Below are 20,354 nucleotides of genomic sequence, written 5' to 3'. Positions count from 1 at the left end.
GGGGGGGGGGGGGGGGGGGGGGGGGGGGGGGGGGGGGGGGGGGGGGGGGGGTGGGGGGGGGGGGGGGGGGGGGGGGGGGGCCCCCCCCCCCCCCCACACCCGGGGGGTCAGCTGTTGTTGCCGGAGGCCAGTTCGCGGCTGCGGTCGCGGGCGGCTTCGAGGGCGGCGATGAGGGCTGCTCGTACGCCGTGGTTCTCGAGTTCGCGGATGGCGTTGATGGTGGTGCCGGCGGGGGAGGTGACGTTCTCGCGGAGCTTGACGGGGTGTTCGCCGCTGTCGCGGAGCATCACGGCGGCGCCGATCGCGGCCTGGACGATGAGGTCGTGGGCCTTGTCGCGGGGCAGGCCGAGGAGGATGCCCGCGTCGGTCATGGCCTCGACCAAGTAGAAGAAGTACGCCGGACCTGAGCCGGAGAGGGCGGTGCAGGCGTCCTGCTGGGTCTCGGGGACGCGGAGGGTCTTGCCGACGGCGCCGAAGATCTCCTCGGCGTGGGCGAGGTGGGCGGCTGTGGCCTGGCTGCCCGCGGAGATGACGGACATGCCCTCGTCCACGAGGACCGGGGTGTTGGGCATGACGCGGACGACAGGGGTGCCGTCGGCGAGGTGCTCCTCGATGAAGGAGGTGGTGATGCCGGCGGCGGCGCTGATGACCAGGCGATCGGGGGTGATGTGCGGTGCGAGCTCTTCGAGGAGGCGGCCCATGTCCTGCGGCTTGACGGCGAGGATCAGGGTGTCGGCCTGCTTGGCGGCCTCGGCGTTGCTGACGGGGTCGACGCCGTAGCGGGTGCGCAGTTCCGTGGCGCGTTCGGAGCGGCGGGTGGTGACCAGGAGGTCGGCCGGCGCCCAGCCGGCCCGGATCATGCCGCTGAGGAGGGCTTCGCCGATCTTGCCGGTGCCGAGGACTGCGACGGGCTGGGGCATGTGTGGTCACCCTCCGGGTGCGGGTCGGCGCTTCGGTCGGGGCGGGGCAGCGCCTCGGCCAGGTGGGGTCATCCTCGCATTGGTGGGTCAGGCCGTGCGGCGGCGGAGGGTTGCGGCGCCCAGGGCGAGGACGAGTACGGCGCAGCCCGCGACGATGACCGCGTCGCGTACGAAGTCGCCGGTGATGTCGGGGTGGTGCAGGACTTCGTTCATGCCGTCCACGGCATAGGACATGGGGAGGACGTTGGAGATCGCTTCGAGGGCGGGGGCCATGTTGTCGCGCGGGGTGAACAGGCCGCAGAGGAGGAGCTGGGGGAAGATCACGGCCGGCATGAACTGGACGGCCTGGAACTCGGATGCCGCGAACGCGGAGACGAAGAGGCCGAGTGCCGTGCCGAGCAGGGCGTCGAGGAGCGCGACCAGGAGCAGCAGCCAGGCGGAGCCGGTGACGTCCAGGCCGAGGGCCCAGAGGGCGAGGCCGGTGGCGAGGACGGACTGGATGACGGCGAGGAAGCCGAAGGCGAGGGCGTAGCCGGCGATGAGATCGCCCTTGCCGAGGGGCATGGCGAGGAGGCGTTCGAGGGTGCCGGAGGTGCGTTCGCGGAGGGTGGCGATGGAGGTCACCAGGAACATCGTGATGAGGGGGAAGATCCCGAGGAGCGAGGCGCCGATGGAGTCGAAGGTGTCCGGGCTGCCGTCGAAGACGTAGCGCAGGAGCAGCAGCATCACGCAGGGGACGAGCAGCATCAGGGCGATGGAGCGGGGGTCGTGGCGGAGCTGGCGCAGGACGCGGGCCGCGGTGGCGAGGGTGCGGTAGGCGTTCATCGGGGGCTCCCGGTGGGGGTGGTGCTGCCGGTGGGGGTGTCGCCCTGTGCGGCGGCGGCCTCGTCGACGAGGTGGAGGAAGGCCGCTTCGACGGTCGGGGTGGCGGTGCGGGTGCGGAGGGCTTCGGGGGTGTCGTCGCCGAGGAGTTCGCCTTCGCGCATCAGGAGGAGGCGGTGGCAGCGTTCGGCCTCGTCCATGACGTGGGAGGAGACGAGGATCGTGGTGCCTCGGTCGGCGGCGATGGAGTGGAAGAGGTTCCACAGGTCGCGGCGGAGTACGGGGTCGAGGCCGACGGTGGGTTCGTCGAGCACGAGGAGTTCCGGGGCGCCGAGGAGGGCCACGGCCAGGGAGACGCGGCTGCGCTGGCCGCCGGAGAGGTTGCCCGCGAGGGCGTCGGCGTGGGTCGTCAGGTCGACGTCGGCGATGGCGCGGGTGACGTGTTCGTCGCGGCGGTGGGCGGCGGGGCCCCGGCCGGGGTCGAGGACGGCGGCGAAGTAGTCCAGGTTCTGGCGGACGGTCAGGTCGTCGTAGACGGAGGGGCTCTGGGTGACGTAGCCGATGCGGGAGCGGAGGGCGGGGGCGCCGGCGGGCTGGTCGAGGACGTTCAGGGTGCCGGTGACCTTGGCCTGGGTGCCGACGGTGGCGCGCATGAGGGTGGATTTGCCGCAGCCCGAGGGGCCGAGGAGGCCGGTGATCTGGCCTTTCGGGACGGTGAAGTGCAGGCCGCGGAGGACGGTGCGGGGGCCTCGGACGACGGTCAGGTCCCGGGCCTCGATGGCGGGGGGCTCCTTTATATTCATCATGTGATGATTATGGCGCCTCGGATGCCTGGACCGTCAAGAGGAGAGCCACGCACCTTGCGTGCGTGGCTCTGAGGGGGGACGGCGGGTGGTCGGGGTCAGGCCCTCTTCTTCTTGCGGGAGGGGTTGCCCGTGCGGCGCGATGTGCGCTTCGCGTACTGCTGGCGGGCCGCCTCGTACTCCTCGCGGTGGAGTTCTTCGCCGGGGGCCTCGGTGAGGGAGCGGACGAAGTAGGCGAGGAGTACGCCGACGAAGCCGATCGTCATCAGGCCGCGCATCGATGACTGGGACGCCGGGTCGTGGCGGCGGGTGAAGCCCTCCCAGGTGCGGCGGAAGGCGATCGCGCTGCAGATCGAGAACATGATGAGGACCAGGAAGTTCACGAACGACCCCACGTCCGCGACGGCCATGCCCTCGTACGCGAACCGCAGCACGAAGCAGCCGGCCGCCGCCGCGAGCAGCGAGCCCACCGCGACGCCCGCGCGGCGCGCCCCGTAGCCGTTGTCGTGGCCGACCCAGGTCGTGCCGAAGAAGCGGAGGGGCTCGGGCTGCGGGCCGGGGGCCGTCGCGGCCGACGGGGGCGGCGCGGCCTTCGCGTCCGTGCGGTCGGGGGTGCTGGAATCTGCGCTCACCCCTCGAGTATCGCCCGGGGCGGTCGCGGGGGTGCGGTGCCGGGCAGGCGCGCCCTATTCGTCCCCCGCCTTGCCCTGCCGTACCACTCGGCGGCTAGTTTGTGGGGCGAGACATGCAAACGGGCTCATGCGAGACCTGCGAAAACTGGTGCACGCGGGACGAGGAGGTCGAGAGAGTGTCGCTCCGCGGAGGTGACCCGGCCGAGATCGGCGGCTACCCGCTCGAGGCGCGCCTCGGCTCGGGCGGCATGGGCACGGTCTATCTGGCGCGTACGGCCTCGGGGCGCCCCGTGGCGATCAAGCTGATCCACCAGCAGTTCGCGGGGGACGAGGAGTTCCGCATCCGCTTCCGGCAGGAGGTGGCCGCGGCGCGGCGGGTGAGCGGCGCGTTCACGGCCGCCGTGGTCGATGCCGACCCGGAGGCCGAGTATCCGTGGATGGCGACGGCCTATATAGAGGGGCACACACTCGCCCAGGAGATCGCCAAGAAGGGCCCGCTGTCCGGCGCGGAGCTGCGCACGCTCGCCATCGGTCTGACGGAGGCGCTGCGTGACATCCACCGCGTGGGTGTCGTGCACCGCGACCTGAAGCCCTCCAACGTCGTGCTCTCGCCCGAGGGGCCGCGCGTCATCGACTTCGGCATCTCGCGCGCCGCGGACCAGCAGACGCTGACGATGACGGGGCGGGTCATCGGTACGCCGCCGTTCATGTCACCGGAGCAGTTGCAGGCGCCGCGCGGGGTCGGGCCACGCTCCGACGTCTTCTCGCTGGCCACGTTGCTGGTGTACGCGGCGACGGGACAGGGGCCGTTCGACGCGGACAGCCCGTACATGACGGCGTATCAAGTGGTGCACGAGGCGCCGGCGTTGGATGCCGTGCCCGCGGCCCTGCGGGCCGTGGTCGAGCCGTGCCTCGACAAGGACCCCGACGCGCGCCCCTCGGCGGACCAGCTCCTCGAGCGGTTGCGGGACCTGCCGGTCGAGATGGGGGACGCGGCGGGGGTGCGGGCCGGTCGTATGCGGGACATCGATACGCAGCATCATCAGTCCTCCTATGGCGAGGGGAGCGAGGGGAGCAAGAGCAGCCCCGGCAGTCCCCGGCCGCGGCGCCGTTGGCGTACCGTGCTCGCCGCCGCCGTGGCCGTGGCCGCCCTCGGGGGTGGGATCGCGGCGCTCCAGCTCGGCTCGTCCGAGGAGTCCACCGGCGCCGACGGTGACGACGGTGGCAGCGGAAAGGACCGCACGGTCGCGGCCGCCGAGGCGCCCCTGCCCGACGGCTACCGGCCGTGGCGCACGAGTGTGCCCAACGACAAGGGCATCCCGGACGAGGTGCGCTGCGTGCCCCGCGGTGACGCGTTGTTCTGCGGGGGCGGCGGAGTCGTCGCGACCCGGCTGCGGATCTCCGACGGCAAGGAGATCTGGAAGGTGAAGAGCCCCGGCGTGCCCATGCAGGGCATGCACATCGTGGGCGCCACGAACGACACCGTCCTCGGCTACCGCATCCCGCCGGAGGTCGCCTCCTCCGGAAAGCCCGTCCAGCTGGTGGCGTTGGACGCCAGGACCAGCAAGGAGCTGTGGTCCCGCCCGATCAGCGGCCAGTCCCAGATCTACACCGGCCGGTCGCAGGACGCGGTGCTCTCCGGCTCCACGGTCCTGTCGGTCGAGCCGGGCCGTACGCGGGTCGAGGCGAGGGACGCGCACAGCGGGCGCATGCTCTGGTCGACGCCGTTCCCCGCGGGCTCGGAGTGCACGCCGGTGCCGGCCGGTCAGCGGATGTACGCGATGTGCGCGCCGTCCGCCCAGGTCGCGAACGTCGAGGTGCGCAATCCCGTTCTCCACACCGTCGACCTCAAGTCGGGGACGTTCGGCAAGGGCATCCCGGTCGAGGGGCCCGTGCATCCGGTGGGCGGGGACGAGGGCGGGCTCGTGCTCCTGCATCAGCGGCTGAAGGGGCCCGAGTTCCTCGGGTACGACAAGGTGCTGCGGGTCGAGCCGGGCAGCGGCCGCGTCTCGACCCGGCCGCTGAAGTCGACGTACAACGCCACGACCGGTGTCGCCGACGGCACGGTCTACTTCGCGGAGCCGACCGGGCGGATCAGCGCGGTGGACCCCGCGACCGGGCGCAAGAAGTGGTCCCGGCAGACCGGTGTGGAAGGGGCCTCCGGGCCGACCGCGAGCGGCGGTGCGCTGTACTTCAGCTCGCCCAGCGGGCGGGTGGTCGCCCTGTCACCGCGGGGCAGGACTCTGTGGAGCACCGATCCGCGGGCCGAGGGTCTTGGCGGTGAGGTGAACGCGAGTCCGCGGGTCGCGGTCTCGGGGCGGGTGATCTTTGTGGCGGCGGCCAAGAACACCGTGTTCTCGTTCGACGCGACGAAGCCGCCGAAGTCCGGGTGAACTTCGGCGGCTTGCGCTGCTTGTCGCGTGCGGTGGATCAGCAGCGGGGTGCCACGTAGCCGTCGCTGCCCGTGCGGACGTAGGTGTCGGAGATGTAGCGGCCGCTGCCGATGCGGTCCCAGAGCTTCGATGTGCCGGTCGGGCCGGTGACCTTCTCGCCCGGCTTCTGGCAGTGGATCGTCACTCGGGTGCCCGCCGTGAGGCGGCCCACCTTGCCGTACGACGTGCCCGGGCCGGAGCGGACGTTGACGTCCGCGACGATCGGGTACGTTCTTGCCGCCGCGGCTTCGATTTCCTCCGCGGATTCCGGCGCGATGACGTGCTCGCTCATGCTTCTCTCCCCCGTGAAGCGGCGGCTCATGACCTGTGGTGGCCGCCCTGTGCATGTTCGTCACTGGGGGGACGCGTGAGGGTGGCGGGGTGGTTGCGGAGTCGGGAGTTCCTTTCCCCGACCCCGCCCCTTCCCGAAAACTCGCTCGGCGCGAGGGCCCTGTACTGCCTTGTACGTGCCCTCATCACCGGCTCCGCCGAGTTCGTCCTCAAACGCCGGACGGGCTGAATGCCCTGCCGATCAGCCCAGCTTCGACACGTCCCGCACCGCGCCGCGGTCCGCGCTCGTGGCCATGGCCGCGTACGCCCTCAGTGCTGCCGAGACCTTGCGTTCGCGGGACTTGGGGGCGTAGATGCCGCCGAGGGCCTCCCGGCGGCGGGTCAGCTCGGCATCGTCCACCAGGAGTTCGATGCCGCGGTTCGGGATGTCGATGCGGATGCGGTCGCCGTCCTCGACCAGGGCGATCGTGCCGCCGGACGCCGCCTCGGGCGACGCGTGGCCGATCGACAGGCCCGACGTGCCGCCGGAGAAGCGGCCGTCGGTGACCAGCGCGCAGGCCTTGCCGAGGCCGCGGCCCTTGAGGAAGGACGTGGGGTAGAGCATTTCCTGCATGCCGGGGCCGCCCTTGGGGCCCTCGTAGCGGATGACGACCACATCGCCTTCCTTGATCTGCTTCTTGAGGATCTTGTCGACGGCCTCTTCCTGCGACTCGCAGACCACCGCCGGACCCTCGAAGGTCCAGATCGACTCGTCGACGCCCGCCGTCTTCACGACGCAGCCGTCCACGGCGAGGTTGCCCTTGAGGACCGCGAGGCCGCCGTCCTTGGAGTACGCGTGGGCCGCGTCCCTGATGCAGCCGCCCGCGGCGTCCGTGTCCAGGGAGTCCCAGCGCTTCGACTGGGAGAAGGCCGTCGCCGAGCGCTCGCAGCCCGGAGCCGCGTACCAGAGGTCGACCGCCTCGTCCGACGGGGAGCCGCCGCGCACGTCCCACGTGTCCAGCCAGTCCTTGATGGACGCGGAGTGGACGGTGTGCACGTCCTCGTTCAGGAGGCCCGCGCGGTACAGCTCGCCGAGGATCGCGGGGATGCCGCCGGCGCGGTGCACGTCCTCCATGTAGTACGTGCCCCCGGGCGCGACGTTCGGGGCGACCTTGGCCAGGCAGGGGACGCGGCGCGAGACCTCGTCCATGTCGGCCAGGGTGTAGTCGAGCTCGGCCTCCTGCGCCGCGGCGAGCAGGTGCAGGATCGTGTTCGTGGAGCCGCCCATGGAGATGTCGAGCGCCATGGCGTTGTCGAAGGCGGCGCGGGTGGCGATGTTGCGCGGCAGGACCGAGTCGTCGTCCCCGTCGTAGTACCGCTTGGCGATCTCGACGACCGTCGCGCCCGCCTTCTCGTACAGCGCCCTGCGGCCGGTGTGCGTGGCGAGCATCGAACCGTTGCCCGGCAGGGAGAGGCCGATGGCCTCGGTCAGGCAGTTCATGGAGTTGGCGGTGAACATGCCGGAACAGCTGCCGCACGTCGGGCAGGCGTTCTCCTCGATGCGGAGGATGTCCTCGTCCGAGACGTTCTCGTCGACCGCGTCGCTGATCGCGTTGACCAGGTCGAGTTTGCGGACCGTGCCGTCGACCAGCGTGGCCTTGCCGGCCTCCATCGGGCCGCCGGAGACGAAGACCGTCGGGATGTTGAGGCGCAGGGCCGCGTTCAGCATGCCGGGGGTGATCTTGTCGCAGTTGGAGATGCAGATCAGCGCGTCCGCGCAGTGCGCCTCCACCATGTACTCCACCGAGTCCGCGATCAGGTCGCGGGAGGGCAGGGAGTAGAGCATGCCGCCGTGGCCCATCGCGATGCCGTCGTCCACGGCGATCGTGTTGAACTCGCGGGGGATGGCGCCCGCCGCCGTGATCGCCTCGGAGACGATGCGGCCGACCGGCTGCAGGTGGGTGTGGCCCGGGACGAACTCCGTGAAGGAGTTGGCGACGGCGATGATCGGCTTACGCCCGATGTCCGCGCCGGGTACACCGGAGGCACGCATAAGGGCGCGTGCGCCCGCCATGTTGCGGCCGTGGGTGACTGTGCGGGACCTGAGCTCGGGCATCGTCGCTCGCTCCTTCAGGATCGGGAGAGACATAAGGATCGACTGTTCTCGAGCGTACGCCGACGCTCCACGATCTGGACAGGCTGTCCGGATGGCGGGACGGCCGTCTCGGTGAGCGGGCCTGCCGAGGAGCGGTGAGCGGGCCTGCCGAAAGGCGCTCAGGGCCCGGTCAGGTGCCCCTGCACCACCGGTGCGAGCCGCGCGATGATCGCCTCCGGGTCCGCCGACGCGAGCGGCTCCACCTGGATGACGTAACGCAGCATCGCCGTGCCCACCAGCTGCGCGGCCGCCAGTTCCGCCCGCAGCTCGGCGTCCGGCTGGTCGATGCGGCTCGCCACCCTGCCGAGCAGCTGCGTCGCGACGAGGCGGCGGAAGACGGCCGCCGCCGTGTCGTTGTTCACTGCCGAGCGCACGATCGCGAGGAGCGGGACGCGGGTGGCGGGGTTCTCCCAGACGCCGAAGATGAAGCGGGTCAGGCGCTCGCCGACGCCGTCGAGCGGGCCGTCCGCGATCGCCGACGGCGCGTCGAGCGCGGGCGCGAGAGCCACCTCGATCGCCGAGGCGAAGACCTGGTCCTTCGTGCCGAAGTAGTGGTGCACGAGCGCCGAGTCCACCCCGGCCGCCTTGGCGATCCCGCGCACGGATGTCTTCTCGTACCCCCGTGCGGAGAATTCGGTGCGGGCCGCCTCCAGGATGCGGTCCCGCATCGCGGGGCCCTCGGCCGACTGCGTACGGGAGGGACGTCCCCTGCGGCGCGGTGCCGCACCGCCGGGCGCCTGAGCCGTCACGAGCGGGGCACCTGCACCGCGGACGCCAGGTGCAGCCGCGTGTAGGCGAGGGCCTCGGCGAGGTCCGCCTCCCGTTCGGCGCTGGACATCGCGCGCCGTGTGTTGACCTCGATGACGACGTGGCCGTCGAAGCCGCTCGTCGCGAGGCGCTCCAGGAGTTCGGCGCACGGCTGGGTGCCGCGGCCCGGCACCAGGTGCTCGTCCTTGGCGGAGCCCTTGCCGTCGGCGAGGTGGACGTGCCCGAGGCGGTCGCCCATGCGGTCGATCATCTGCAGGGCGTCCGTGCGGGCGGTCGCGGTGTGGCTGAGGTCGACCGTGAAGTGGCGGTAGTCGTCCTTGGTGACGTCCCAGTCGGGGGCGTAGGCGAGCATCTCGCGGTCGCGATAACGCCACGGGTACATGTTTTCGACGGCGAATCGCACGTCCGTCTCGTCGGCCATCCGCCAGATGCCGTCGACGAAGGCGTTCGCGTACCCCCGCTGCCAGCGGAAGGGCGGATGCACGACGACGGTCGACGCGCCCAGCTTCTCGGCGGCGGTCTGCGCGCGCTGGAGCTTGACCCAGGGGTCCGTGGACCACACGCGCTGGGTGATCAGGAGACAGGGCGCGTGAACGGCGAGGATCGGGATCTGGTGGTAGTCGCTGAGTCTGCGCAGGGCTTCGATGTCCTGGCTGACGGGATCCGTCCAGACCATGACCTCGACGCCGTCGTAGCCGAGGCGCGCGGCGATCTCGAAGGCCGTCGCCGTCGACTCCGGATAGACCGAGGCCGTCGACAGGGCGACCTTCGCATCCGGGATGCGCACCACTGGTTCTGCCACGAGGGACAGCGTACGGGCCACGCCTGGGCGCGGGGGAGGTGGTCTCCCCCACACCCGGGTCGTATGTGACGTATGTCTACGACCGCCGAACGCTACGTCTACGCACCGTCGTCGGTGGTGGCCACCTGCGTCGCCGGGAGGTGGTCGAGGCGGCGCAGGATCACGCCCTCGCGCAGGGCCCAGGGGCAGATCTCCAGCGTCTCGACTCCGAAGAGGTCCATGGCGCCCTCGGCGACGAGCGCCCCCGCGAGCAGTTGCCCGGCCCGTCCCTCGGAGACTCCGGGCAGTTCGGAGCGCTCGGCCGTGGTCATCGCCGCGAGCTGCGGGACCCAGTCCTCCAGGGACTTCCGCTTCAGCTCGCGCTGGACGTAGAGGCCGTCGGCGGAGCGTGCGGCGCCCGCGAGCCTGGCCAGCTGCTTGAACGTCTTCGACGTCGCCACGACGTGGTCAGGGGCGCCGAAGCGGCTGAACTCGCCGACCGTGCGCGCGATCTGGGCGCGCGCGTGGCGCCGCAGGGCCTTCACGTCGGCCGGGTCCGGCGGGTCCTGGCGGAACCAGGCGGACGTCAGGCGGCCGGCGCCGAGCGGCAGGCTGACCGCCGCGTCCGGCTCCTCGTCTATCCCGTACGCGATCTCCAGGGAGCCGCCGCCGATGTCGATGACCAGGAGCTTTCCCGCCGACCAGCCGAACCAGCGGCGGGCCGCGAGGAAGGTGAGGCGGGCTTCCTCGGCGCCGGTGAGAACCTGCAGATCGACGCCGGTCTCCTCCTTGACGCGGGCGAGGACCTGATCGGCGTTGCTGGCCTCGCGCACGGCGGAGGTGGCGAACGGGAGCAGATCCTCCACGCCCTTGTCCTCCGCGGCCTCCATCGCGTCGCGGACGGTGCCGACGAGCAGGTCGACGCCCTCGGGACCGATCGCCCCGGCCTCGTCGAGGAGTTGGGCGAGGCGCAGGTCCGCCTTGTGCGAGTACGCGGGCAGGGGGCGCGCGCCGGGGTGGGCGTCCACCACCAGCAGATGCACCGTGTTCGAACCTACGTCGAGGACACCGAGTCTCATATACGGAACGCTACTGCGCGTACGGCGGTCGCTGGTCCTCGGACCGGGTACCGCGCGCATACCCTGGAGACGTGCCAAAGACGAAAAAGGCGAAGACCGACAAAACGAAGTCAAAGAAGATGTCGGGGAAGCCGGGGAAGGTGCTGCCGGACGAGAAGGGCCTCGACTTCGCCCGCGCCTGGGTGGAGTTCCCGGATCCCGCGGACGACGAGCAGGTCTTCCGTTGCGATCTGACATGGCTGACCTCTCGGTGGACCTGCATCTTCGGCAGTGGCTGCCAGGGCATCCAGGCGGGCCGGGCGGACGACGGCTGCTGCACGCTGGGCGCGCACTTCTCGGACGAGGACGACGAGAAGCGGGTCGCCGAGTCCGTGGCGCGGCTCACGCCGGACATCTGGCAGCACCACGACATCGGCACGGTGAGCGGCTGGGTGTCGACGGACGACGACGGCGAGCGCCAGACCCGCCCGTACAACGGCTCCTGCATCTTCCAGAACCGCCCCGGTTTCGCCGGGGGCGCGGGGTGCTCGCTGCACATCCTGGCGCTGAAGGAGGGCCGCGAGCCGCTCGAGACGAAGCCGGACGTGTGCTGGCAGCTGCCGGTGCGCCGGACGTACGAGTGGATCGACAGGCCCGACGACACGCGCATCCTGCAGGTGTCCATCGGGGAGTACGACCGGCGGGGCTGGGGCCCCGGCGGCCATGACCTGCACTGGTGGTGCACGTCGGCGACCTCGGCGCACGGTGCCGGCGATCCGGTGTACGTGTCCTACCGCCCCGAGCTGACGGAGCTGATGGGCAAGGAGGGCTACGACCGGCTCGCGGAGCTCTGCGAGGAACGACTGGCCTCGCAGCTGCCTCTGCTTGCACCGCATCCGGCGGATCCCTCGAGGTAGCGGGGTCAGCCCTCGCTCGGACTCGGGTCGCCACTGTTGCTAGGCGGGGGTGTCGAGTTGCCCGGGTCCGACGGGGTGGGCGTGGGGTCCGGGGTGCTCGGGGTCGGGTCCGGGTCCGATGGTGTGGGGGTCGGGTCGGGGGTCGACGGCGTCGGCTTCGGCGGGGTCGGCTTCGGGGTCGGCCGGGGGCCGGGATGGGTCGGGCTGCCCGAACCGCTGCCGTACCCGCTGATCGAGATGATCGCCCCCGAGGGCGCGATGGAGACGCGAGCGCTCCAGTGCCCGGCCGGCTCGCGTGCGTGGTCGACGTACACCCGGAGCGTGAACGTCTCCCCCGGCGCGAGCGTTCCGGACGACCGGCTCAGGTAGAGCCAGGACGCCCCCGTGCTCGCCGACCAGTGGACCGGCTCGCCTCCTGACGCGGAGAGCGTGATCAAGGTCGTGCCGCCGCTGGGCTGCGCCCGGACGGTGAGGCGGCCTGCCCCGGTCCCGGAACGGGAGGAGGGGGATCCGGCGCTGATGACCTCCACGGAGACGTCCGGTGAGCGGCTGCCCGCGGTGAAACGGGGGTCGGGCGGGGTGTGGGCGTTGCCCGCGTTCTCGTAGTCCTCGCGCTTCTCGTCGCCGTTCATCCCGTCGGCTCCGGCCTCGCTCGCGCTGACCGAGCGGCCGTCCTGGCCCTCGCCGGTCAGCGGCGCTCCCCGGTAGGCCGCCCAGAGCGCGAGCACCGGGGCGGCCACCACGGTGGCGACGACCGTCGTCGTCACGGCTCGCGCGCGCATCCGGTCGCGGCGGGCCGCGTGGTCCTTGGGGTCCATCGGGAATCCGTGCCGGTCGAAGCGCGGACCGCCGCCCCTCGCGCGCGGGACGTGCGCCATCGCCACGTGCACGGCGGCGCGGGGGGCCTCGATGACGGGCAGGGCGGCCGGGGACGCCGCGGTGCCTGGCCAGGCCGACGAGCCGGCGCGCTCGGCGGTGCGGCGGCAGCGCGGGCAGTCGTCGACGTGCCGGACGAGCTCGCGGCGCAGGGCCGTGCCGAGGAGGAGCTGGTTGTCGCCGGTGAGGCGAGCGACGATCGGGCAAGTGCCGGTCTCCACGACGGCGAGCGCGGCCCGGGTGCGCTCCACCTCGCAGGCGGCGGACGCGAGGAGGTCTCGGGTCTTCACGAGGTCCATGCCGATGACCGCGGCGACTTCCTTGGCGCTGAGCTGGTGGCGTACGGCGAGCTCCAGGGCCTCGCGCTGTTCGGGCGTCGTCCCCGCGGCCTCGGGCCAGGCCAGCTTGGCGAGTTCGCGGCGCCGCCGCCGCTCCGTCTCGTCCGGGGGCGCGTCGGGGCCGTCCTGCTTCGGGGCGCGTGGGGCCGCTCCGGAGGCGTGGGCGCCGCCCTGCCGCTTGCGCTTGGCCTCGGCGAGGGCGCGCAGGCAGACCCAGCGGGCGAGTGCGTACAGCCAGGACTTCAGTTCGGCCTCGGTGGCGGGGCCGCGTGAGCCGCGGCGCTCGGCGATGGCGAGCACGTCGCCCAGGGCGGCGGTCGCGGTGTCGTGATCGCAGAGCACGGACAGGCAGTACGTGAACAGTCCGTCCAGACAGGGCTCATAGCGTGCGGGCGGCGCCTGCGGCACCGAGCGGGGCACAACGCGCTGGCGCGCGTCACTCTGCGCCCGGTGTGCGCCGGTTGCTTGGGTGGGGGTCTCCGGCCTGCTGCTCATCACCCGTGCGAAGTTAGGCGGATGATGCCGGGCCCCTCCTCCCACTTGAGCACATTTAATCCTTACGGGTGAACAGATCCCTCAAAAGGGGACAGGAACCCATGATTCCGTGACCCGCGCACGCGCCCGAAACGGTTCGCCTCTCGCACGCCCGGCCGCAGTCGGTGAATGTCAGTGGCGCCCGCTACGGTTCGGTTCATGGCTGCCCGTACGAAGTCCGGCAAAGACCGGCCGTCCTATCGCTGCACCGAGTGCGGCTGGCAGACGGCCAAGTGGCTCGGCCGCTGCCCCGAGTGCCAGGCCTGGGGCACGGTCGAGGAGTACGGCGCGCCCGCTGTCCGCACCACCGCCCCCGGCCGCGTCACCTCCACCGCCCTGCCCATCGGCGAGGTCGACGGCCGCCGGGCCACCGCACGCTCCACCGGCGTCCCCGAGTTCGACCGCGTCCTGGGCGGCGGCCTGGTGCCCGGCGCCGTGGTCCTGCTCGCCGGCGAGCCCGGCGTCGGCAAGTCGACGCTGCTCCTGGACGTCGCGGCGAAGTCGGCGAGCGACGAGCACCGCACGCTCTATGTGACGGGCGAGGAGTCCGCGAGCCAGGTACGGCTGCGCGCCGACCGCATCAAGGCGATCGACGACCACCTCTATCTCGCGGCGGAGACCGATCTGGCCGCCGTGCTCGGCCACTTGGACGCGGTGAAGCCCTCGCTCCTCATCCTCGACTCGGTCCAGACGATCGCCTCCCCGGAGATCGACGGGGCGCCGGGCGGCATGGCCCAGGTCCGCGAGGTGGCGGGCGCCCTGATCCGCGCCTCCAAGGAGCGCGGCATGTCCACGCTCCTGGTCGGCCACGTCACCAAGGACGGCGCCATCGCGGGCCCCCGCCTCCTCGAACACCTCGTGGACGTCGTCCTGTCCTTCGAGGGCGACCGCCACGCGCGCCTGCGCCTGGTCCGAGGCGTCAAGAACCGGTACGGGACGACGGACGAGGTCGGCTGCTTCGAACTGCACGACGAGGGCATCACCGGCCTCGCCGACCCCAGCGGCCTCTTCCTCACCCGCCGCACGGAACCGGTCCCCGGCACCTGTCTGACCGTCACGCTCGAAGGCCGCCGCCCCCTGGTGGCCGAGGTCCAGGCCCTCACCGTCGACTCGCAGATCCCCTCGCCCCGGCGCACCACGTCCGGCCTGGAGACCTCCCGCGTCTCGATGATGCTGGCCGTCCTCGAACAGCGGGGCCGCATCACCGCACTCGGCAAGCGCGACATCTACAGCGCGACGGTCGGCGGCGTGAAGCTCTCCGAGCCCGCCGCGGACCTCGCGGTCGCCCTCGCCCTGGCCAGCGCGGCGAGCGACACCCCGCTGCCGAAAAATCTCGTCGCGATCGGCGAAGTGGGCCTGGCGGGCGAGGTCAGACGGGTCACGGGAGTCCAGCGCAGACTCGCCGAAGCGCACCGTCTGGGCTTCACGCACGCCCTTGTCCCGGCCGACCCGGGCAAGATCCCGGCCGGTATGAAGGTCACCGAAGTCGCCGACATGGGGGACGCGCTGCGGGTCCTTCCGAGGTCGCGTCGCAGAGAGGCCCCACGGGAGGCCGAAGAGCGCCGGTAGACTTTGCCCTGGTCTCGCCCATCCGTACGAAGCGGTCGTACGGACCGGGGCTTGGACAACCCGCGACCCGAGGAGTGCAGTGGCAGCCAACGACCGGGCGTCAGCTCCCGGCAAGCCCGGTGGGAGTTCCGGCGCCGACGGGCTGATGCGCGCCTCCCTGAGCGCGGTCGCGCCCGGCACGGGCCTGCGCGACGGACTGGAGCGCATCCTCCGCGGCAACACCGGAGGGCTCATCGTCCTCGGCTGGGACAAGACAGTCGAATCGATGTGTACGGGCGGATTCATCCTGGACGTCGAGTTCACGGCGACGCGGCTGCGCGAGCTGTGCAAGCTCGACGGCGGCATCGTCGTCGACAAGGACATCACCAAGATTCTGCGGGCGGGCGTGCAGCTCGTCCCCGACCCGACGATCCCCACCGAGGAGACGGGCACCCGGCACCGCACCGCGGACCGCGTGTCCAAGCAGGTGGGCTTCCCCATCGTCTCCGTCTCCCAGTCGATGCGCCTCATCGCGCTCTACGTGGACGGGCAGCGCAAGGTCCTCGAGGACTCGGCGGCGATCCTCTCCCGCGCGAACCAGGCCCTCGCGACCCTCGAGCGGTACAAACTGCGCCTCGACGAGGTGGCGGGCACCCTGTCCGCCCTGGAGATCGAGGACTTGGTGACGGTGCGGGACGTCACCGCCGTCGCCCAGCGCCTGGAGATGGTGCGCCGCATCGCCACGGAGATCGCCGAGTACGTGGTGGAGCTGGGCACCGACGGCCGCCTTCTCGCCCTCCAGCTGGACGAGTTGATCGCGGGCGTCGAGCCCGAGCGCGAGCTGGTCGTCAGGGACTACGTGCCCGAGCCCACCGCCAAGCGCTCCCGCACGGTCGAGGAGGCGCTCTTCGAGCTGGACGCGCTGAGCCACGCGGAGCTGCTCGAACTGCCCACCGTGGCACGGGCGTTGGGTTACACCGGCTCCCCCGAGGCGCTGGACTCCGCGGTCTCCCCGCGGGGCTTCCGCCTGCTCGCCAAGGTGCCGCGTCTTCCCGGCGCGATCATCGACCGCCTGGTCGAGCACTTCGGCGGCCTGCAGAAGCTGCTCGCCGCGAGCGTGGACGACCTGCAGACCGTGGACGGCGTGGGCGAAGCGCGGGCCCGCAGTGTCCGGGAGGGACTCTCGCGGCTGGCGGAGTCGTCGATCCTGGAGCGGTACGTCTAGCGGGTGCTGCTGAGTGGGTGCTGCTGAGTGGGTGGGATTTTTTGCCCCGCCCACCCACCCGTCACTCAGCGGTCAGCTGTCCTCGAGTACGAACGACGTCTTCACCGAACCGAGGCCCGGGGACTTGGCCTCCACCAGATACGTGCCGGGGGCCGCGCTGCCCGCCGAAGGCGTAGCGCAGTTCGGCTCGCTGCCCCGGCGGTCCCACTCCACGGTGTGCGTGACGCGTCCGTCGCCCGGCACCCGCAGCAGGAGGCTTCCGCCGCCCGCGGGGCAGTCCGCCGAGGACCAGATCTCCTTGTCGCCGTCAGCCTGAGTGATCGTCAGCACCGTCTTCTTGCCGCCGAGATCCACCTTGCAGGCCTTGCCCGCGCTGTTCGAGGCGACGAGTTCGAACTTCGGCTTCTCGCCGACCTCGTACCGGTTGTGGACGCTCTTCAGCTTCAACTTCACGTCGCCGCGCACGCAGTTGGGCAGGCTCGACCCCGCGGGCAGCTGTCCGCCCGCACCGCCGCCGCCCTTGGCGCCGTCGTCCGATCCGCTGCCGTCACCGCCGCCGGAGCCACCGGAGCCGCCCGAGCCGTCGGACCCCTTGGAGTCACCCGAGCCGCCGCCGGAGCCACCGGAGCCGCCCGAGCCGGAGTCGCCCTCGTCGCCCGACTCCTCGCGCCCGCCCGGGTTTTGACTGATGGCGGGCCCGGAGCCGGAAGGTCCTGGCGTGATGGACGTGGCGGGCCCGGAGCCCGACGGGCCGTCGGCGCCGTCCTTCTTGCCCCCACCGCCCATGGTGATCACCCACACGGCCAGAAGCGCCAGCAGTCCGATCAAGGACAGCAGAACGGCCCTCCGACGCCAGTAGATGGTGGAGGGAAGCGGCCCGACCGGATTGCGCAGAGATCCCACGGCCCAAACCTTACGAGAGATCCGGGCCTTGTCCTGCCCCACCCGCCGCCCAGAGTCACAAAGTTTGCGGATCATCATCCCGGAACGAATAGTTCCGCTTTCCTGCCCCTGTCTTTCGTCAGGGGGTGTGACGGGTCGATCGCCGGGTGTGACGATTCGGACCCACTACGTACCGTCCGTAATCATGGACACCATGACCGACGATCTCTATCGCGATGTCACCGACTTCGCCAACGACACCCCTACCTGGTTCCAGCATCTCGCCGAGGTGTGGACGGAACTCGGCCTGCTGCTTTTCGGTGCGCTCTTCGTCGTCGCCTGGTGGCGGGCGCGGCGCTCGGGCCCCCGCGCCCTCGCGATAGCTGTTCTCGCGCCCCTCGTCACGGCGGTGGCCTACGTGTGCAGCGAGGCCCTCAAGTCCGCGGTCGACGAGGAGCGTCCGTGCCGGGCCGTCGCCGGTGCGGTCACCTCGATCGTCGAGTGTCCCGCGTACGGCGACTGGTCCTTCCCCAGCAACCACTCGACGATCGCCGGCGCCGCTGCGGTGGGCCTGGCGCTCGCCTGGCCGCGGATCGCGGCGCTGACGCTGCCGATGGCCGTTCTCATGGCGTTCTCGCGGGTGTTCGTGGGCGTGCACTATCCGCATGACGTGGCGGTGGGCCTGCTCCTGGGCGCCGTGCTCGCCCTCCTCCTCGTACGTCTGGCGACCCGTCCCGTGGCGCGAGTCGTCGAGACGATGCGTGGTTCGTCGACGGGCGTGGTCAGGTGGTTCGCGGGGCCGGGTGACCCGGTTTCAGCGTCTCTGGCGGATTCGCGGGCGGATTCGCGGGGAGGGGCGCACCGGCGGCCTGCGTCGCATCGCCGCTGAGGTCGGTGGGGGGTCTCGGTGATGGGGCGTCAGGGGCGTACAAGTCCCGCCTCGTAGGCCACGATCGCGGCCTGGACGCGGTTCTTGACCCCGAGCCGGTCGAGGACCGCGCTCACGTACGCCTTGACCGTGCCCTCCACCAGATGGAGCCGCGCGGCGATCTCCGGGTTGGACAGGCCCTCGCCGACGAGTCCGAGCACTTCACGCTCGCGCGGGGTGAGGGCCGCGGTCCTCGCGCGGGCGTCGGCGCCGCGGCCCATGCGCTGGGCGCCGTAGCCGTCGATGACGTGGCGGGCCACCTTGGGCGAGAGGAAGGCGGCGCCGCCGGCCACCGCGCGTACGCCCGCGATGAGTTCGTGCGGGTCGCCGGATTTCAGCAGGAAGCCGGTCGCTCCCCCGCTGAGCGCTCGCGCGACGTACGCGTCCTCGGAGAAGGTCGTCAGCATCGCGACCGCGGTGCCGGGCATCGTCCGTACGATCTCCTCGCCCGCGGCCAGGCCGTCGAGCCCCGGCATACGGATGTCGAGCAGCGCGACGTCGGGCCGGTGGGCCTGGGTCAGGGCGACGGCCTCTCGCCCGTCGCCCGCCTCCGCGACGACCTCGATGTCCTCGCCCGCGCCGAGGATCGCGCGGACGCCCGCGCGGATCATGGCCTCGTCGTCGGCCAGCAGTACGCGGATCACGCCATCCACTCCTTCGCGTGTTTGTGCTCGGTTGCTGTTCTTGCTGACGCCTTGGGGATCACGCTTTTCTCCACGAGGGTTCCGGCCTTGAAGCAGACCCTGAAGTGCCGGACGGCGACGAAGAGTTCACCGCTGGCGCGGTAGTAGCGGCAGTCGGCTCCTTCGGGCGGCGGGGTCGGGGCGCGTTCCGCGGGCGGGTCGGAGGCGGCCAGGTCGGGGAGCAGCCGTTCGGCGTCGGCCTGGGTCTGGCCGAGCGACAGGCGTGCGAAGTCGGCGGGTTGCAGGACGGCGTGCGACCGCGAGTACGCGTACCAGGCGAAGGCGCCGCCGACGAGCAGGACTCCGGTGGCCAGGGCGGCGCCGAAGGCGAGGAGGGTGCGGTGGCGGGCGTAGGCGAGTCGTCCGGGGCCGGTGGGGTGTGGGGGGCGTGGGCGCGGTGCTTTGGTTCGGGGCTCGGCGCGGGCTTCGAGCCGAGGTCCGAGCCGGGCTTCGACGCGGAAGCCGCCGGCGTGCGGGCCCGCGTCGAAGGTGCCGCCGAGGTCTTCGACCCTGGCCCGCAGATGGGATAGACCGGAGCCGGCGCCGGGGCCGGAACCCGGGCGCTGGGACGCTCCGTTGGTGACGACGACCGCCGTTTCGTGCACTTCTACGGTGACGGGGGCGCCGGGGGCGTGCCTGGCGGCGTTGGTGAGGGCTTCTTGGACGACGCGGTAGAGGGTGCGCGCGGTGGCTTCGTCGGAGCTTGTGGGTTGGGCGGGGTGCGTGGGCTGCGCGAGCTGCGCGGACTGCGTGGGCTCGGCGGGGTGCGTGGGCTCCGCGAGCTGCGCGGACTGCGTGGGCTCCGCAGACTCCGCGGGCTCCGCGGACTGCGCGGACTGCGCGGACTGCGCCGGTTGCGGCCGGATCGTTTTCACCTCCGTACGCTTCCTCTGCTCGCCGGCCTGCGTGTACCGGACCGGCAGTCCTGAATCGGCGGCGCGTTCGACGAGGGATCGCAGGCTTTCGCCCGCCGGGCCGAGGGGGGCGGCCTCGTCACCCTCTTCCCTCAGCAGCCCGATGATCTCGTGCAGCCGGTCGGTGGCGTCCGACGCGGCCGCGCGAAGGTCGGCTGCGGCGGTGCGGTGCCGTTCCGGCAGGTCGGCGGCCACTTGGAGGGCACCTGCGCGCACCGCGATGAGGCTCAGCTCGTGGCCGAGGGAGTCGTGCATGTCCTGGGCGATGCGGGCCCGTTCCCGTAGCCGTGCGCGGTCGGCGACGATGCGCTGCTCGCGTTCCAGGTGGGCGGCGCGGGTCCAGCCCGCGGCGGAGAGTTCGCGGGCCTGGCGGAGGTAGCGCCCGGTGAGCCAGGGGAAGACGGCTCCGAAGAGGAGGGTCCCCATAAGGACGAGCCACTCCACGACGGGGTCCACGCCGCGTACGACGATCTTGGCTGTGCCGATGAGTGCGGTGGCCCCGAAGGCGAGGGCCGCGGGGCGGACTCGGGTGGACCTGCGGCCCATCAGGAGCGCGAAGAGTGCGAGGGCGGGGCCGTACGAGACGGTGAACAGGGAGGGTGCCGTGGCGAGCCCCAGCGCTGCGGTTGCCGCGAAGGCTGTGGCGGGGCGGTAGTGGCGGGTGGCTACGGCGAGGGCTAGGGCGGTGGCTGCGGCTGCCTGGAGCCATGCGGGGCGGGGTTCGCTCAATCCCAGTGGGCCCGCGCTGGCGGCGGGTATCGCGAGGGCCACCCAGAGGAGGGCGCCACGTCCCCAACTACTTTTCACCCCCCGAAGCTACTTCCCCCTACCCGGCGTCCACCCCTGCCGATCGTCAGGTCCTCACCGC

18 protein-coding genes are annotated in these 20,354 nt (G+C 71.9%); 5 read left to right on the top strand and 13 right to left on the bottom strand.

Annotated elements, in window-relative coordinates:
• Positions 1-107: 107 nt before the first annotated feature.
• The 4 genes from proC to AB0M70_RS34010 form a co-directional block, all read right to left on the bottom strand.
• Positions 108-920, bottom strand: a complete 813-nt coding sequence (gene proC, locus AB0M70_RS34025) for a pyrroline-5-carboxylate reductase (RefSeq protein WP_363210657.1) — start codon at positions 918-920, stop codon at positions 108-110.
• A gap of 87 nt (positions 921-1,007) precedes the next feature.
• Entirely contained in the window at positions 1,008-1,745 is a 738-nt protein-coding gene (locus tag AB0M70_RS34020; protein ID WP_365826200.1) for an ABC transporter permease, read from the bottom strand.
• Complete coding sequence (locus AB0M70_RS34015) at positions 1,742-2,548, bottom strand: ABC transporter ATP-binding protein (RefSeq protein WP_365826198.1); 807 nt, start codon at positions 2,546-2,548, stop codon at positions 1,742-1,744. The genes AB0M70_RS34020 and AB0M70_RS34015 overlap by 4 nt, the downstream gene beginning before the upstream one ends.
• Positions 2,549-2,643: 95 nt before the next feature.
• Positions 2,644-3,177 carry an EamA/RhaT family transporter gene (locus AB0M70_RS34010; RefSeq protein ID WP_365826196.1) on the bottom strand — a complete coding sequence of 178 codons (534 nt, stop codon included), beginning with the start codon at positions 3,175-3,177 and terminating at the stop codon, positions 2,644-2,646.
• A 176-nt stretch (positions 3,178-3,353) separates the two neighbouring features.
• Here AB0M70_RS34010 and AB0M70_RS34005 point away from each other — a divergent pair, with 176 nt between their 5' ends.
• Positions 3,354-5,570 (top strand): PQQ-binding-like beta-propeller repeat protein, encoded by a 2,217-nt coding sequence (locus AB0M70_RS34005; protein WP_365826194.1) that lies wholly within the window; start codon positions 3,354-3,356, stop codon positions 5,568-5,570.
• A 37-nt stretch (positions 5,571-5,607) separates the two neighbouring features.
• On the opposite strand, the gene AB0M70_RS34000 is transcribed toward AB0M70_RS34005, so the two are convergent.
• The 5 genes from AB0M70_RS34000 to AB0M70_RS33980 all read right to left on the bottom strand — a co-directional run bounded on the left by AB0M70_RS34000 (position 5,608) and on the right by AB0M70_RS33980 (position 10,662).
• A complete protein-coding gene (locus AB0M70_RS34000) occupies positions 5,608-5,901 on the bottom strand; it encodes an SH3 domain-containing protein (RefSeq protein WP_365826192.1) in 294 nt (97 codons plus the stop codon).
• 240 nt (positions 5,902-6,141) lie between these two features.
• Positions 6,142-7,995 carry a dihydroxy-acid dehydratase gene (gene ilvD / locus AB0M70_RS33995; protein WP_365826190.1) on the bottom strand — a complete coding sequence of 618 codons (1,854 nt, stop codon included), beginning with the start codon at positions 7,993-7,995 and terminating at the stop codon, positions 6,142-6,144.
• Positions 7,996-8,153: 158 nt separating this feature from the next.
• Entirely contained in the window at positions 8,154-8,783 is a 630-nt protein-coding gene (locus AB0M70_RS33990) for a TetR family transcriptional regulator (protein WP_365826188.1), read from the bottom strand.
• Positions 8,780-9,604: a sugar phosphate isomerase/epimerase gene (locus tag AB0M70_RS33985; protein ID WP_365826186.1), complete on the bottom strand. Its 825-nt coding sequence runs from the start codon at positions 9,602-9,604 to the stop codon at positions 8,780-8,782. Before AB0M70_RS33985 ends, AB0M70_RS33990 begins: the two co-directional genes overlap by 4 nt.
• Positions 9,605-9,702: 98 nt before the next feature.
• Positions 9,703-10,662 carry a Ppx/GppA phosphatase family protein gene (locus tag AB0M70_RS33980; protein WP_365826184.1) on the bottom strand — a complete coding sequence of 320 codons (960 nt, stop codon included), beginning with the start codon at positions 10,660-10,662 and terminating at the stop codon, positions 9,703-9,705.
• A gap of 71 nt (positions 10,663-10,733) precedes the next feature.
• Here AB0M70_RS33980 and AB0M70_RS33975 point away from each other — a divergent pair, with 71 nt between their 5' ends.
• A complete protein-coding gene (locus AB0M70_RS33975) occupies positions 10,734-11,558 on the top strand; it encodes a hypothetical protein (protein ID WP_365826182.1) in 825 nt (274 codons plus the stop codon).
• A 5-nt stretch (positions 11,559-11,563) separates the two neighbouring features.
• Here AB0M70_RS33975 and AB0M70_RS33970 read toward each other — a convergent pair whose 3' ends face one another.
• Positions 11,564-13,270 (bottom strand): hypothetical protein, encoded by a 1,707-nt coding sequence (locus AB0M70_RS33970; protein WP_365826180.1) that lies wholly within the window; start codon positions 13,268-13,270, stop codon positions 11,564-11,566.
• 195 nt (positions 13,271-13,465) lie between these two features.
• Here AB0M70_RS33970 and radA point away from each other — a divergent pair, with 195 nt between their 5' ends.
• Positions 13,466-14,875 carry a DNA repair protein RadA gene (gene radA, locus AB0M70_RS33965; RefSeq protein WP_365826178.1) on the top strand — a complete coding sequence of 470 codons (1,410 nt, stop codon included), beginning with the start codon at positions 13,466-13,468 and terminating at the stop codon, positions 14,873-14,875.
• 79 nt (positions 14,876-14,954) lie between these two features.
• On the top strand, positions 14,955-16,079 hold the full coding sequence (disA, locus tag AB0M70_RS33960) for a DNA integrity scanning diadenylate cyclase DisA (protein ID WP_363210644.1): 1,125 nt from the start codon (positions 14,955-14,957) through the stop codon (positions 16,077-16,079).
• A 72-nt stretch (positions 16,080-16,151) separates the two neighbouring features.
• Here the strand turns inward: disA and AB0M70_RS33955 are convergent, their stop codons facing one another.
• Entirely contained in the window at positions 16,152-16,982 is an 831-nt protein-coding gene (locus tag AB0M70_RS33955) for a hypothetical protein (protein ID WP_365826175.1), read from the bottom strand.
• Positions 16,983-17,166: 184 nt separating this feature from the next.
• Between AB0M70_RS33955 and AB0M70_RS33950 the strand changes: the two genes are divergently transcribed.
• Positions 17,167-17,850: a phosphatase PAP2 family protein gene (locus AB0M70_RS33950; protein ID WP_365826173.1), complete on the top strand. Its 684-nt coding sequence runs from the start codon at positions 17,167-17,169 to the stop codon at positions 17,848-17,850.
• Between the two features lie 29 nt (positions 17,851-17,879).
• On the opposite strand, the gene AB0M70_RS33945 is transcribed toward AB0M70_RS33950, so the two are convergent.
• Positions 17,880-18,533, bottom strand: a complete 654-nt coding sequence (locus tag AB0M70_RS33945; protein ID WP_365826171.1) for a response regulator transcription factor — start codon at positions 18,531-18,533, stop codon at positions 17,880-17,882.
• On the bottom strand, positions 18,530-20,293 hold the full coding sequence (locus AB0M70_RS33940; protein ID WP_365826169.1) for a histidine kinase: 1,764 nt from the start codon (positions 20,291-20,293) through the stop codon (positions 18,530-18,532). The genes AB0M70_RS33945 and AB0M70_RS33940 overlap by 4 nt, the downstream gene beginning before the upstream one ends.
• Positions 20,294-20,354: the final 61 nt, after the last annotated feature.

Origin of the sequence: Streptomyces sp. NPDC051214 (genome assembly GCF_040682375.1) — a bacterium.
In the GTDB taxonomy this organism is placed as follows: domain Bacteria; phylum Actinomycetota; class Actinomycetes; order Streptomycetales; family Streptomycetaceae; genus Streptomyces.
The sequence above is the reverse complement of the archived record's forward strand: the minus strand, read 5'-3'. Positions and strand labels throughout refer to the sequence as shown.

Excerpts from the sequence above, each read along its gene's own strand:
- ilvD (WP_365826190.1), bottom strand. The coding sequence starts at position 7,995 with ATGCCCGAGCTCAGGTCCCGCACAGTCACCCACGGCCGCAACATGGCG.
- proC (WP_363210657.1), bottom strand. The coding sequence starts at position 920 with ATGCCCCAGCCCGTCGCAGTCCTCGGCACCGGCAAGATCGGCGAAGCC.
- radA (WP_365826178.1), top strand. The coding sequence starts at position 13,466 with ATGGCTGCCCGTACGAAGTCCGGCAAAGACCGGCCGTCCTATCGCTGC.
- AB0M70_RS34015 (WP_365826198.1), bottom strand. The coding sequence starts at position 2,548 with ATGATGAATATAAAGGAGCCCCCCGCCATCGAGGCCCGGGACCTGACC.
- AB0M70_RS34020 (WP_365826200.1), bottom strand. The coding sequence starts at position 1,745 with ATGAACGCCTACCGCACCCTCGCCACCGCGGCCCGCGTCCTGCGCCAG.
- AB0M70_RS34000 (WP_365826192.1), bottom strand. The coding sequence starts at position 5,901 with ATGAGCGAGCACGTCATCGCGCCGGAATCCGCGGAGGAAATCGAAGCC.
- AB0M70_RS33980 (WP_365826184.1), bottom strand. The coding sequence starts at position 10,662 with ATGAGACTCGGTGTCCTCGACGTAGGTTCGAACACGGTGCATCTGCTG.
- AB0M70_RS33950 (WP_365826173.1), top strand. The coding sequence starts at position 17,167 with ATGGACACCATGACCGACGATCTCTATCGCGATGTCACCGACTTCGCC.